Origin of the sequence: Streptococcus sp. HSISS2 (genome assembly GCF_000448665.1) — a bacterium.
GTDB classification, from domain to species: Bacteria; Bacillota; Bacilli; order Lactobacillales; family Streptococcaceae; genus Streptococcus; species Streptococcus raffinosi.
The window spans coordinates 227,017-240,654 of the sequence record NZ_CM002133.1 but is presented as its reverse complement, the minus strand read 5'-3'; the positions used below and the strand labels follow the sequence as shown (position 1 = coordinate 240,654).

The window sequence follows — 13,638 nt, the reverse complement described above, 5'->3', positions numbered from 1 at the left end:
TTTTACTCTGGCAAGTTATGGGCTTTCTTTCGTACATTGTCAATAAGGGCCATCTTGTTATACCATACGTCTTTGGCCAAGTCAACTGGATAATCTTGAGGGTTTAGCATGCGCTTGTACTCATTCCAAAGCTCATCCAATTCCTTAGTCGCATAAGCCTTGATTTCATTAAGACTAGGCAAGTCATAGATGAGTTGACCCTTATCGTAGATAGGGACTAAGAGTGGTACCACATCAAAATCACGGACAGTTTTATTGATGTAGGTGTAGGTCGGGTGGAACATATTAATTTCTTCTAAAGCATTAACATCTGTGTCCGCAAAGGTGATATAGTCACCTTCTGATTTACCCTTAGCACGACTTGTAATACGCCAGACTTGCTTCTTACCTGGTGTTGATACCTTCTCAGCATTGTTGGACAATTTGATAGTATCATGCATGACACCCTGATCATCCTCGATTGAGACAATCTTGTAGACAGCACCCAAGGCTGGTTGGTCATATGCAGTGATAAGTTTGGTACCGACACCCCAAACATCAATTTTGGCCTTTTGCATCTTCAAGTTAAGGATGGTATTTTCATCAAGATCGTTTGAAGCATAAATCTTGGCATTAGGGAAACCAGCCGCATCTAATTGCTTACGTACTTGTTTAGACAGGTAAGCCAAGTCACCTGAATCAAGACGGACACCCAAGAAATTGATCTTATCACCCAGCTCTTTAGCTACACGAATGGCATTAGGAACACCAATTTTGAGAGTGTCATAGGTATCTACAAGGAATACACAGTCCTTATGAGTTGATGCATAAGCTTTGAAGGCATCGTAATCATTGCCATAGGCCTGAACAAGAGCATGAGCGTGAGTACCAGAAACTGGAATGCCGAAAATCTTACCGGCACGAACATTTGATGTCGCATCCGCACCACCAATCACAGCTGCACGGGTACCCCAAATTGCTGCATCCATCTCTTGTGCACGACGTGTTCCAAACTCTAAAAGAGGGGCATCGCCAATTACTGAGCGGATTCGAGCTGCCTTGGTCGCAATCAGCGTCTGATAATTGATAATGTTAAGCAAAGCAGTCTCTACGAGTTGACACTGGGCCAAGGGACCTTCCACCTGGAAAATCGGTTCATTAGCGAACACTAAATCTCCCTCAAGTGACGAATTGATGGTCAATTCAAGTTTTAAATTAGCTAGGTAATCTAGAAAATCAGCAGGGTAACCAAGGTCCTTCAAATAGGCAATGTCGGTTTCTGAAAACGTCAGATTTTCAAGATAGTTAACAATACGTTCCAAACCGGCAAAAACGGCGAAACCATTCTTGAAAGGGAGCTGACGGAAAAAGACTTCGAAAACAGCTTTCTTATTATGAATGCCTTGGTTAAAGTAAACCTGCATCATATTGATTTGGTACAAGTCGGTATGCAAGGTTAAACTATCATCTTTATACATAGAATTTCTCCAATCTAATCGGTGCTTTATTTTGTTGTCAATAGCTTTTATATGCGACTATTATAGCATTTTTAAGCAATTGCCTCCACTTTTCAGAAAGTTAATTATTATTTGGATTTTCAAATTTTTCTAATGTTTGTATATTAAAAAAGAGTAGTCTTGGTGAACTACTCTTCATTTCTATTCATATCTTAGGGACTCGACAGGGTCCATTTTACTGATTTTACGGGCTGGAAGGTAGGCTGACACATATCCCATTAAGAGTGAGAAGACAAACATAATGAGAATCGATGTCAGGTTGAGGTCAAATACCTTGCTGACACTTGGGTAGAAATGTGAAACAATCATATTGGCCAAGCTCCCAACTCCCTGCGAGACAAGGAGGGCAAGAGCTAGTGAGATTTTCCCTAACGGTCAACATATCGTCCAGTACACTAGCTTGAAAAACAACTTCAATTTTCGTATTTGGTGTATATCGAATCTGACCTTTTGTCGGCTTTTTCAAACCGATTAACATGGAAATAGTTGTTGATTTTCCTGCACTGTTGGGACCCAAAATAGCATTGAAACTTCCTTTTTCAAACTGTAACTGAATATCGTCAACAGCCGTGTAATTGCCGTACCGTTTGGTTAAATGTTTAGCTTGTAAAATCATATTTCTCCCTCCTTCTGACATATTTAGTCTAACAAAAAAGCCGTCGGAAAAACGGCTTTTGAAGATAAGTGGTTAAAATGTCAGGCTAAGTGGGACGATAGTAGACATTAAACAAAATCCAAAATAGACTACAGCCATTCTTTTCCCCATTGATTCAAGTCTCTTAAAATCGGCATTAGCGATTTGCCTTTTTCTGTAAGCTGGTATTCTGTATGAAGGGGCATGGATTCAAAATCAACTTTCTTAACTAATTGATGTTCCAATAAGACATCCAGTCCGCGTGTCAAACTAATCGTTGTGATTCCTTCGACCTCTCTTCTTAACTTGTTAAAACGAATCGTTTGATGCTTGTTGATCACCCATAAGATATTCATCCTCCATTTCCCACCAACCACATCTAAGACTCGAGACATACTACATTTCCAATTTTTATTTGTTAACATTTTTTCTCCTTACAAAAATGTGCCTACTATTCAGGTAGTTTGTAAAGTATTATAATCTATTTATCATTTATTTTAAAGGAGTCACTTATGTTTATTGTAAATCTTACCTATATCAAACCCCTTGATACAGTTGAAAAATTCTTAGAAAAACACATAGTTTTTTAAATCAGTATTATACAAAAGGTCATTTTATCGCATCTGGGAGAAAAAATCCAAGAACCGGCGGTATCATCCTCATGAGAGCAAAAAATAAAGAAGCTGTTCAAGAAATCATTGCACACGATCCATTCTATCAAAATGAGATTGCCCAATATGATATCATTGAATTTGAGGCAAGTAAGTATTGTCCGGAATTTGAAACTATCATCAGTAAATCTTTTGACGACAAGTAGGTTTATTAGGAATCTATATACAAAAGGAATTTTCAAAACAAGTAAAAACGGCTCTTTTTATACGAAAAGAGCTGTTCTATTTTATGAAAGAGAAAGTCACTAGTGACCTTTGTGCTTCTCCCTACGTTTTTGCTGTTTGCGTTCAAATTTCTCTTGTTTGAGCAATTGCTTTTGGACACTAGATTGATGTTTTGAAATCTTTTTCCTTTCCTCATACTGCAACTGCAATAGTTCTTTCGACTTGGAAGAAACTTTCTGATTTACTTGTTTCTTCACCATTCGCTGTAATCGTTTAGGATTCTTGATTTTTACATGTTGCTTAACTATAGCTTCTGGACTAAAAGATAATTGAGTAAACTGAGTCTGTAAGATTTCTAGAATTTCATCATCTTTTGGCTCCTGACCAAATGTCACACGACAAACTTGATAAGTTTCTCGATACACTTGTTCAAACAAACCATGCCAAAATCCATCTTCAAAATAAACTGTCAATCCAATTGAAATTGTTTCCACGACAGCACCTCCTTAAATCTATCCCTAAGAATGGACAACCAAGGAGGAAGGTTACTGATAGGCTTGCCTACGTCTGGACTACCAACCAGAACTGTGTTTTTATCTTAGTTGGAACTATTATAGCATATTTATAATCTATTTTTATTACTTCTTCAAATGCCTATCAAAAAATGAATCGTAGCCAACCAAGAATCACTCTACTGGAATGCTTAAGATTCTAAACTTGCGACATGCTTTCGTTTATCTTTTAGAGCTTGGTTAATCTTCTGAGTTTGCTTGTGAGTTTGCCAGATCTGGTACAACCATATCAGTCCATAAATTAATAAGAAAAAGAACCAAAGCAAGGGACTCAACAATGCTGAACCCCAGCCAAAAAATAAGTAGGTCAATACTAAAATAGTAGCTGTCGCTAACAAATGAACTCCTACACGCATACTATAAGCAAGAAACTCTAGCCTTTTAAGGATTAAGGTCAATACCCCCATAATTCCACTCATCAAAAACAAAGCTAGAATATTTTTTGTCGTTGGTGCAGGATAGGTAATACCTGAATAAAACTGCGCCAATAACACCAAACTCAAATAAACAAAGGAGGCCGTCCGCATTCCCGATACAAAATAAGCAATCAATCGCTTCATGATTTTCTCCTATAAACCTAGATAATCCATTAAGGACTTAACGTATTTCCGACTCACACTCGGTTTGATACCTCGAGTCATCTTAGCCATCATGTTCCCTGAAAAGCTATCCGATAATGACTCTAAATGGTCAATGTTTATAATTGAATGACGCGATATCTGTATAAAGTTACGTCGATTAATTCGATTCTGAAAGTTTGTCAATGTTTCCTTAGTTTTATAAATCCCATCTACCGTATAAATAGTCAACAAATTCTTATCGATATCTGCTAGAATAAGATCCTCAATTTTCACCATAACCAGATGATCATCCGTTCGAATAGGAATGACCACCTGATTAGTCGTTGAAAATTGTTCTAAATATTCCATGACTTCTCTTGCTTGGTCGGTTAACTGAGCTGCCTGAATTAAAATGTGTGGGTCTTTTTCTGAAAACTCTGTCTTCATTTCAAAACGAATCTTCATTTTCTCTCCAATACACCTTTATTTTCTCTTGCTAAACACTTTAACAAATAAAAGCCAAAGAAGAATAGCGACGAGACTGATAATAACCACTATAAAGTATGTTTCTTCCTTTGTCAATAGTTCTTGCCAGTTGATTTGGATTCCCATTTTTCTTGAAATTCCTGTAACAGACTGTTGTTTCCTGAAAATGCAGTCTCTAACCGATCTTTCATCAAGACTTGTCGATAAAGAGAAGCAATATAAGTTGCAGGGGTACATTTCATGAAAAGCTGTGCAGAATCAGGTAATACTCCAATAGGGATATAAGTTCCTACTAAAAATCCAGAAGCAGTTCCCACTATCGTTGCCAGTTTCCCAAGGCTATCTAAAGATTGAAAACGGTAAATCAAGAGAACATTTACCAAACTTGAAAGCAGACTGCTTAACAACATAATCAAAGCAATTTCCGGTAAATGACTGATAACTGGGCTCTCTTTAAAATAAAAACTCATAACAGCATACATAAACACCTGCATGACAAAAGAAATAACAATACTACTGATTAGATAGGACGCCTGTAAGCCCCAGTTACCTAAATCTGTCAAGAAGAGATCTTGATCCACTTGATTTTCGCGGTCCTGAACCATTTGTTTAAGAGCCGTAAAACTGGTTGTCATCCCAGTCACAGCCAACGTCCCACCCATCAGCCAGTTATTTAAAAGATTCGTACTATTAGGGAGTTGAGACCAAGAATCCGTCAAATTCTTCTGCAAAAAAATGATATAAAGGAGGAAGGAAATCAATGCCCCCAATAATGAGAAAAATACTCCCGAACGATTACGAAAATATAAGATAAAATTCCGTTTCAATAAAGCTAGCATTAGCGAACCTCTCTTCCTGTAAGTGCAATAAAGGCATCATCCATAGTACCCGGACGAAACTCAAAAGAATCAATTTCTTCTCGAACTTTTGCCAAATATTCAATGGCTTCCTGTGACGTCCTTGGATAAAAAGATATTCCATCTCATTTTCTTCCTCGACTGTCATTCCAGTCTGTCGCAATTTTTCTAGATCCTTCATTTCCTTAAAACGAATTTTTAGGATATTAGATGCATACTGGCTTTTAATAGCAGTCGCAGAACCTTGCGCAATCACTTTCCCATGATCAACGATATAGATCTGATCCGCTTCATCTGCTTCATCCAGATAATGAGTCGTTAAGATAATAGTCATCCCTTCATCCTTTTGTAGTCGATACAGTAGATCCCAGATGGATTTGCGAGTTTGAATATCAAGACCTGTCGTTGGTTCATCCAAGAAAAGAATATCTGGTCGCGAAAGAAGAGCACGCGCAATATCAACCCGACGTTTTTGCCCACCTGACAAGGTTCCATAGTGTTGTTTCTGGAAAGCAGTCAAACCCAGTTGATGAATCAAATCATCCACACGACTTGCCGCAATCTCCTTATACTGTTGAGCACGAATCGTGAGATTTTCCCTAACCGTCAACATCTCATCCAGTACACTAGCTTGAAAAACAACTCCGATTTTCGTATTTGGCGCATATCGAATCTGACCTTGTGTCGGCTTTTTCAAACCGATTAACATGGAAATGGTGGTTGATTTCCCTGCACCATTGGGTCCCAAAATAGCATTGAAACTTCCTTTTTCAAACTCTAACTGGATATCGTCAACAGCCATATGATTGCCATACCGTTTAGTCAAATGTTTAGCTTGTAAAATCATATTTTTCCTCCTCTTTACCACACTAGTTTAACAAAGAGTATGAAAGAAAAATCGACTTTTGAGATAAGCAGTTAAAATGAAAGGCCAAGTGGTAAAATAATGGGGGTTAAATTAAAGTAGAGCAGGCTTGTTTTTCTCCTATCGAATCACTAGAGGAAGTTTAAAATCACTTACAACCACACATTATATTTTTAAACATGTGCTATAAAAGAGGTGTTTTATAGCATCCGGCAGAAAAATCCAGGAGTCAATAGTATTGTTCTCGCTAAACCAAACAATAAAAAATGAATCAGAAATCATGGCACACACTCCCTTCTAGTAAAATGAAAATTCTGAATGGGCAGGATTGAATTTGAAGCAAGCAAGTATGGTCCTGAATTTGAAACTGCCATTAACGATAAGTCTATCTATTAGGAAAGAAAACTTCAATACAAGCAAAAACAGCTCTTGTTATACAAGAAGAGCTGTTCTATTTTATGAAAGAGAGAGTCACTAGTTCCCCTTGTGCTTCTCCCTACGTTTTTGCTGTTTGCGTTCAAATTTCTCTTGCTTGAGCAATTGCTTTTGAACACTAGATTGATGTTTTGAAATCTTTTCCTTTCCTCATACTGCAACTGCAATAGCTCTTTCGACTTAGAAGAAACTTTCTGCTTCACCTGTTTCTTTACAGCCCGCTGCAGACGCTTCGGATTCTTGATTTTTACATGTTGCTTAACTATAGCTGCTGGACTAAAAGATAATTGAGTAAACTGAGCCTGTATGAACTCTAGAATTTCATCCTCTTTTGGCTCCTGACCAAATGTCACACGACAAACTTGATAAGTTCCCTCATACTCTTGTTCAAACAATCCATACCAAAATCCATCTTCAAATAAACTGTCAAGCCAATTGAAACGATTTCCACGACAGCACCTCCTTAAATCTATCCCTAAGAATGGACAACCAAGGAGGAAGGTTACTGATAGGCTTGCCTACGTCTGGACTACCAACCAGAACTGTGTTTTTATCTTAGTTGGGACTATTATAGCACGGTTCAGCACTATCTACAAATTTTTCAGATGTGTATCAAAAAAATTTATCGTAGCAAACCAAGAATCTACACTTTCTTTCATTAATAAGTGCCAATCTTTTCGATAACGATGATTCGGTTGATAAGCAACCGTCAACATATGCCCTGTTTCATGGTATTTTTTATACAAAATGGATTCCCCTTTATAGTGTGAAATAATATCATCAATCGCTGACGAGGCATTCCATATTTCATCAACATCGCTTCCTAGTAATAATAAAGGAGAGGCAATTTTACTCACATCAATCTGAGCCCTACTATCTTCAGGAATATGTTTTCCAAAAAACTTGTTTAACAAATAATTTCCTAGTTGAAATTTTTGATACGGAAGTTCTTTTTGCAAATATGTCCAAGAAGATGAATGAGAGTTGAGTTTTCCCTTTATTCCCTCAAATATTACATTTGAGGGGGAATTGAGTACCAAACATTGCACATCATCCAAAATACTTTGTCCAGCCAGAACAAGCTCTGCTCCTTTAGAACGACCATATATTCCTATTTTTGTATTATCAACTTGAGGATGATGATATAGAAAGTCTTTCGCTTCCTCCAGACATTCTATCGGAATACGTTCCAAATGTTTTGGTAATCCCTCTAAACCAAAGTAGGCAACTGCTAGGCAAATATAACCTCTAGAAGATAACAACTGAGCTATATTCTGCGCCTTTTCAATCCTCCCTTCACTACCGCTCACAATAATCAATGCCGGCGCCCTTCTTAACTTTTCATCATAAAACAATCGACCTTGAAAATGCTTGTCATAGATATCTTGATATCTTACTCCCAGATTCATATAACGCCTTACAAAACTTTGCTCCGCGACCACATCTTTCCCCAGCCTGATTTTAATTTCAACACCAAAACAATCTCGCAATGGAATTCTATCAAGAGAACTCGGTAATCTCCTTTTCCTATTCTTCAACGGTTTCGCATTAAAGAATAATCCCATTTCTGAAACCCCTTTATAAGATCCCGAAATAGATGCTGTCTGAGAGGTGTCAATCATACCGCCCTGATCAGATAAAAAAATTGCAGTTGATTTCCACATGACATCATGATCTAAAAGTAAGGGAGCATTTATACAGTAATAACCAGACAGGTACATTTCTACACAATACCTTGTCCTTGGTTCTAAACCATTGATAGTAATATAAAAAGATTCATCTGCTAAATCAGTTTGTGAAATCAGTTCAATGTTTACAGTCATACCTTCTCCTTTTTATTAATTTACTTAACAATTATATTTAAAATTTACCGCGACTTTTACCACGGTAATTCTCCCCACACCTTTTCAATATCATCCATCAATTTCACAACTGTTTGAAGTTCCCCCTCGCTATAGTTGTTTAAAACTGAAAAGATTGATTTTTCAATATATGCTTGTTGCTCCTTATGGATTTTAAAAACTTCGATGCCTTTTTCAGATAATCTTAAATATTTATTTTTCCCATTATTCGGAGCAAAATCAAAAACAACTAAATTTTTTGAATTAATCTCCTAACACTTTGAGTTATTGCACTTCTCGAAACTTTTAATAATTCAGATAATTTTACTAGATTCATAGGCTGATTGCGACCTATCAGGTCAATCAAATGGACTTCATTAATAGTGATTGATTTATCAATACTGTTCCTATGCTGATCCTTTTTCAACTGTTCAAAAGCTAAAACAAAACTGTTAAAACGATTATTAAACTTATGCAGTTCTTTCTTATTCATAGTCTTCTCCATTTTGTTAATTATATTAACAAAATAGTGCTTTCTTGTCAAGGAGAGCCAAAAAATCCTCCAGAGCTTAGCTCCGAAGGATTCATTTTTATTTCACAACGATATTAACGAGTTTAGTTGGCTTCAATAGTCCAGTGGACTATTGAAGGTGGCAAATAGGGCTAATAAAATCGTTATTTAACGACAATATTAACGAGTTTATTAGGTACACTAATCACCTTAACAATTTCCTTGCCATCGATCTCTGCTTTGACTTTTTCGTTAGCAAGAGCTACTTCTTGCAACTCTTCGCGTGATAGGTCTTTAGCAACCATGAGTTTGGCACGGACTTTACCTTTGATTTGAACAACGATTTCGATTTCGTCTTCAATCAATTTGCTTTCGTCCCATGTTGGCCAAGCTACATAAGAGATTGACTCACCTGTTGCTGCAACTGTTTGCCAGAGTTCTTCTGCCAAGTGAGGGGCAAATGGGGCAATCAATTGGACGAAGCCTTTAGCGTAATCCACATAGAGTTTGTCTTCCTTGTTCGCTGCGTTGACAAAGACCATGAGCTGAGCAATGGCTGTGTTGAATTTCATAGACTCGATTTGCTCAGTGACAGACTTAACCGTTTCGTTATAAACCTTGTCAAGAGCGCCATTGTTTTCTGCAACGATTTCTTTCGTTGTCATCAAACGGTAAACACGGTCGAGGAACTTACGGCTTCCTTCCAAGCCTTCTTCAGACCAAGCGATGGAAGCATCAAGTGGTCCCATGAACATTTCATAGACACGAAGGGTATCAGCACCGTATTGTTCCACCACATCATCTGGGTTGACCACATTCTTGAGGGATTTAGACATCTTAGCTGGTGCTTGCTCCAATTCTTCCCCTGTTTCCATGTGGAAGAAGGAACCGTCACGTTTTTCAACCTTGTCAGTTGCCACAAGAGCACCACGATGGTCACGGTAGCTGGTTCCCAAGATCATTCCTTGGTTAAAGAGTTTTTGGAACGGCTCTTTAGTTGGTACAACACCGATATCATAGAGGAATTTGTGCCAGAAACGAGCGTAAAGCAAGTGGAGAACGGCGTGTTCTGCACCACCCACATAGATATCTACTGGCAACCATTGTTTGAGGAGGTACTCATCAGCCAATTTTTCTGTGTTGTGTGGGTCAATGTAGCGAAGGTAGTACCAACTTGAACCAGCCCATTGTGGCATGGTGTTGGTTTCACGACGACCTTTGACGCCATCTTCACGAGTCACTTCAAGCCAGTCTGTCAAGTTAGCCAATGGGCTTTCACCAGTACCTGAAGGGCGGATGTCCTTGGTGACTGGCAAGACAAGTGGCAATTCACTTTCTGGAACAGCTGTTGAAGTTCCGTCTTCCCAATGAATGATTGGGATTGGTTCACCCCAGTAACGTTGACGGCTAAAGAGCCAGTCACGAAGACGGTAAGTGATTTTTCTTGACCAAAACCTTTTTCTTCCAACCAAGCCACGATTTTGGCAATCGCTTCTTCTTTGTTAAGACCGTTCAAGAAGTCAGAGTTGACGTGAAGGCCATCTTCTGTGTAAGCAGCCTCTTCAACGTTTCCACCTTCAAGCACTTCTACAATTGGAAGGTCAAACTGTTTAGCAAATTCCCAGTCACGCTCATCGTGGGCAGGTACGGCCATAACGGCACCTGTTCCGTAGCTAGCAAGAACATAGTCGGCAATCCAGATTGGGATTTCTTTGCCATTGACAGGATTGACGGCATAAGCACCCGTCCAAACCCCTGTTTTTTCCTTGGCAAGGTCGGTACGAGCCAAGTCTGATTTCAGGCTAGCTTGGTGTTTGTAGTCCGCTACAGCCTCAGCTTGTTCAGGACTTGTGATGGCATCTACCAAGTCATGCTCAGGCGCTAAGACAGTGAAAGTTGCACCGAAAAGGGTATCTGGACGAGTCGTAAAGACGGTGAATTCCTTATCAGTCCCTTTCACTTTGAAAGTGACATTGGCACCAGTTGATTTACCAATCCAGTTGCGTTGCATGTCCTTGATAGACTCTGGCCAGTCAAGGTCATCCAAGTCATTCAGCAAGCGCTCTGCATAGGCAGTGATTTTGAGCATCCATTGGCGCATTGGTTTACGGACAACCGGATAGCCACCACGCTCAGAGGTTCCATCTGGGAGGACTTCTTCGTTGGCGATGGCTGTACCCAATTCTTCAACCCAGTTTACTGGCACTTTAGCTTCATAAGCCAAGCCTTTTTCGTAAAGTTTGGTGAAAATCCATTGTGTCCATTTGTAGTAGTTTGGATCTGTTGTGTTGACTTCACGATCCCAGTCGTAAGAGAAGCCAAGCGCATTGATTTGGCGTTTGAAGTTGGCAATATTCTCTGCTGTGAATTCTGCTGGGTCATTCCCTGTATCCATAGCGTATTGCTCAGCAGGCAAACCAAAGGCATCCCAACCCATTGGGTGAAGGACGTTGTAGCCTTGTGCACGTTTGAAACGGCTGAGGATATCAGTCGCTGTGTATCCTTCTGGGTGTCCTACGTGAAGACCCGCTCCAGATGGGTAAGGAAACATGTCAAGCGCATAAAACTTAGGTTTTGAGGCATCTGTTCCTGTCTTAAAAGTGTGATTGTCAGCCCAGTATTTTTGCCACTTAGGCTCGATTTCTTTATGATTGTAAAAACTCATGGTTTCTCTCCAATATTCGTAATGCTTCTATTATAGCATTTTTGAGGGATTTTTAAAGATGATAAGGGAACTTTAAGAGGCAAATTCACCCTAGTAAGTTTTGCGCTTTTTTCGTTCTTTTTAAGTTTTTTTGCAACTTTATGTTACAAAAAAGCAAAAAGATGCTATACTAGAATCAGAAAGAAGGTGACTCATGTATCAGGAACAACGATTTGAGAAAATTTTGGAGCTCTTAGACGAGCGAGGAAATCTATCCGTCAAGGAAATGGTTGACGCATTAGGTGTTTCCAAAGATACCGTCAGAAGAGATTTCGACTGTCTCAGCCAGAGGAATCTGGCTCAGCGTACTCACGGTGGTATTCTGCCAGTTAAAAACACCACTGTTCTTGGCTTCCAAGAACGTCAGAAAGGACTAACAGAAGACAAGAAAAAATAGCAGACCTAGCACTAAGTTTTGTCAAAGACCAGTCTCTCCTCTTCTTTGATGTCTCTACCTTGATGCTTGAGGTTTCTCAAAAGCTAGATAAAAGCGTTACCGTCTACTCCCACTCTTTGGACAACGCCTTGGTCCTAAACGGTAAAGAAGGCATCGACTTTCATCTCTTGGGCGGAAAATTCTACAGCAAAAACCGCTTCTACTATTCACTTCACGAAGCCCAGTTCTTGCAACATCTACAATTTGACATAGCTTTCTTTGGGGCGGCTAGTCTCAGTCAAGGGTTGGTTAGCTTTGAAGATGAAGAGGATGTTGCCGTCAAACAGCTAGCCATGCAGGCTGCCAGAACCAAGATACTTATTGCTGAAGTAGACAAGTATGAAAAACATTCCAAATATATATTGGGCAAGATTGAAGACTTCGACTACTGGATTACAGATAAGAAACCTGAGCCTGATTTAGTCGAAGCTCTTAAAGACAAGGTAATAATTTTATACGACGGGAAGGAAAGCAATTATGAGTAATATTCGTTTGATTATCAGTGACATTGATGGCACTATTCTCACCAGTCACCACCAGGTAGATGAGCAACTGATTGAGGTCATGCCAGAGCTTGAAAAGGCAAAGATTCCCTTTGTTTTAGCTTCTGCCCGTTCTCCACTAGGGATGCAACCAATCGCTCATAAACTGGGACTTCCTGACAATCCTATCGCCTGCTACAACGGCGCCTTAGTACTCGAGGGTAATCGTACTATCATCGAACATCCTGTGGATAAAACTGAAATCCAAGAACTTCTTAGCTACTTATCCACAGACTACCCGAGTGTATCTGTGAATATTTACTCTGGCAAGGATTGGATTACCAACCAACTAGACAAATGGTCTCAGCTGGAAGCAGGTATCACAGGTGAATCTCCTATTCTTAAGGAACTACAAGAAACTGTCTCAGACTCTGAACCACCTGTCCACAAGCTATTGTTGATTGATAAGCCTGAAGTTATCCAGAACCTCCACCAAAAACTCCTAAGCATGGATTTTCCACAGACAGCCTTCTACTTATCCAAAGATAACTACCTTGAAGTCACAGCCAAACACGTTTCTAAAGAGCATGCTCTCCTTGAGGTTGCCAAATATTATGACATCCCGCTTGAACAGGTTATGACTATTGGTGATAACTTCAACGATAGCCCTATGCTGGCTCTGGCTGGACTAGGAATTGCTATGGGCAATGCACCTGAAGGGGTCAAGGAAACTGCAAACTTAGTAACGGCTTCAAACGATGATCATGGTGTCACTCAAGCCATTACAGAGCACGTCCTAAACTAAATACTATTCAATGGTGGAAACAACTTTTAATTGCCAACTCGATTTTAGAACAGAAGGAAAGGTACCCTAAGGGGCCTTTTCTTTTTTCAAGGAAAAAAGCCTTCCTCTATCGAAGAAG

The 13,638-nt window shown here is 39.3% G+C and carries 7 protein-coding genes and 9 pseudogenes; 3 read left to right on the top strand and 13 right to left on the bottom strand.

Translation table 11 applies throughout. From position 1 onward, the window contains the following. Positions 1-2: 2 nt before the first annotated feature. The 4 genes and pseudogenes from HSISS2_RS01220 to HSISS2_RS01210 form a co-directional block, all read right to left on the bottom strand. The gene (locus HSISS2_RS01220; protein WP_021144971.1) at positions 3-1,457 is read right to left on the bottom strand and encodes a nicotinate phosphoribosyltransferase; all 1,455 of its coding nucleotides are present in this window, start codon (positions 1,455-1,457) and stop codon (positions 3-5) included. Between the two features lie 180 nt (positions 1,458-1,637). Beyond that, a pseudogene (locus HSISS2_RS10595) lies at positions 1,638-1,859 on the bottom strand (ABC transporter permease); the annotation flags it as partial. Further along, positions 1,855-2,112: pseudogene (locus tag HSISS2_RS01215) on the bottom strand (ATP-binding cassette domain-containing protein); the annotation flags it as partial. The pseudogenes HSISS2_RS01215 and HSISS2_RS10595, both read right to left, overlap by 5 nt. 128 nt (positions 2,113-2,240) lie before the next feature. After that, positions 2,241-2,555: a helix-turn-helix domain-containing protein gene (locus HSISS2_RS01210; protein WP_134981397.1), complete on the bottom strand. Its 315-nt coding sequence runs from the start codon at positions 2,553-2,555 to the stop codon at positions 2,241-2,243. Between the two features lie 87 nt (positions 2,556-2,642). On the opposite strand from HSISS2_RS01210, the pseudogene HSISS2_RS01205 reads away from it, so the two are divergent. Further along, positions 2,643-2,947, top strand: a pseudogene (locus tag HSISS2_RS01205) (YciI family protein). 99 nt (positions 2,948-3,046) lie between these two features. Here HSISS2_RS01205 and HSISS2_RS01200 read toward each other — a convergent pair. The 9 genes and pseudogenes from HSISS2_RS01200 to leuS form a co-directional block, all read right to left on the bottom strand. Further along, entirely contained in the window at positions 3,047-3,460 is a 414-nt protein-coding gene (locus HSISS2_RS01200; protein WP_021144966.1) for a YjdF family protein, read from the bottom strand. 209 nt (positions 3,461-3,669) lie between these two features. Continuing rightward, positions 3,670-4,098 (bottom strand): DUF3021 domain-containing protein, encoded by a 429-nt coding sequence (locus HSISS2_RS01195; RefSeq protein WP_042766880.1) that lies wholly within the window; start codon positions 4,096-4,098, stop codon positions 3,670-3,672. A 9-nt stretch (positions 4,099-4,107) separates the two neighbouring features. Then, a complete protein-coding gene (locus HSISS2_RS01190) occupies positions 4,108-4,563 on the bottom strand; it encodes a LytTR family DNA-binding domain-containing protein (protein ID WP_021144965.1) in 456 nt (151 codons plus the stop codon). Positions 4,564-4,581: 18 nt separating this feature from the next. Further along, a pseudogene (locus tag HSISS2_RS01185) lies at positions 4,582-5,423 on the bottom strand (ABC transporter permease). Then, a pseudogene (locus HSISS2_RS01180) lies at positions 5,423-6,288 on the bottom strand (ABC transporter ATP-binding protein). Before HSISS2_RS01180 ends, HSISS2_RS01185 begins: the two co-directional pseudogenes overlap by 1 nt. A 492-nt stretch (positions 6,289-6,780) precedes the next feature. Continuing rightward, a pseudogene (locus HSISS2_RS01175) lies at positions 6,781-7,192 on the bottom strand (YjdF family protein). A gap of 139 nt (positions 7,193-7,331) precedes the next feature. Continuing rightward, positions 7,332-8,564 (bottom strand): acyl-CoA thioesterase/BAAT N-terminal domain-containing protein, encoded by a 1,233-nt coding sequence (locus HSISS2_RS01170; protein ID WP_021144961.1) that lies wholly within the window; start codon positions 8,562-8,564, stop codon positions 7,332-7,334. Positions 8,565-8,620: 56 nt separating this feature from the next. Beyond that, positions 8,621-9,075 (bottom strand): annotated as a pseudogene (locus tag HSISS2_RS12145) (MarR family transcriptional regulator). A gap of 182 nt (positions 9,076-9,257) precedes the next feature. Further along, positions 9,258-11,758: pseudogene (gene leuS / locus HSISS2_RS01160) on the bottom strand (leucine--tRNA ligase). A 193-nt stretch (positions 11,759-11,951) separates the two neighbouring features. Between leuS and HSISS2_RS01155 the strand changes: the two are divergent. Together HSISS2_RS01155 and HSISS2_RS01150 are read left to right on the top strand one after the other, a co-directional pair. Beyond that, positions 11,952-12,718 (top strand): annotated as a pseudogene (locus HSISS2_RS01155) (DeoR/GlpR family DNA-binding transcription regulator). Continuing rightward, entirely contained in the window at positions 12,711-13,520 is an 810-nt protein-coding gene (locus HSISS2_RS01150; protein ID WP_021144956.1) for a Cof-type HAD-IIB family hydrolase, read from the top strand. The pseudogene HSISS2_RS01155 and the gene HSISS2_RS01150 overlap by 8 nt, the downstream one beginning before the upstream one ends. Positions 13,521-13,638 lie beyond the last annotated feature (118 nt).

Excerpts from the sequence above, each read along its gene's own strand:
- HSISS2_RS01195 (WP_042766880.1), bottom strand. The coding sequence starts at position 4,098 with ATGAAGCGATTGATTGCTTATTTTGTATCGGGAATGCGGACGGCCTCC.
- HSISS2_RS01170 (WP_021144961.1), bottom strand. The coding sequence starts at position 8,564 with ATGACTGTAAACATTGAACTGATTTCACAAACTGATTTAGCAGATGAA.
- HSISS2_RS01220 (WP_021144971.1), bottom strand. The coding sequence starts at position 1,457 with ATGTATAAAGATGATAGTTTAACCTTGCATACCGACTTGTACCAAATC.
- HSISS2_RS01150 (WP_021144956.1), top strand. The coding sequence starts at position 12,711 with ATGAGTAATATTCGTTTGATTATCAGTGACATTGATGGCACTATTCTC.
- HSISS2_RS01210 (WP_134981397.1), bottom strand. The coding sequence starts at position 2,555 with ATGTTAACAAATAAAAATTGGAAATGTAGTATGTCTCGAGTCTTAGAT.
- HSISS2_RS01190 (WP_021144965.1), bottom strand. The coding sequence starts at position 4,563 with ATGAAGATTCGTTTTGAAATGAAGACAGAGTTTTCAGAAAAAGACCCA.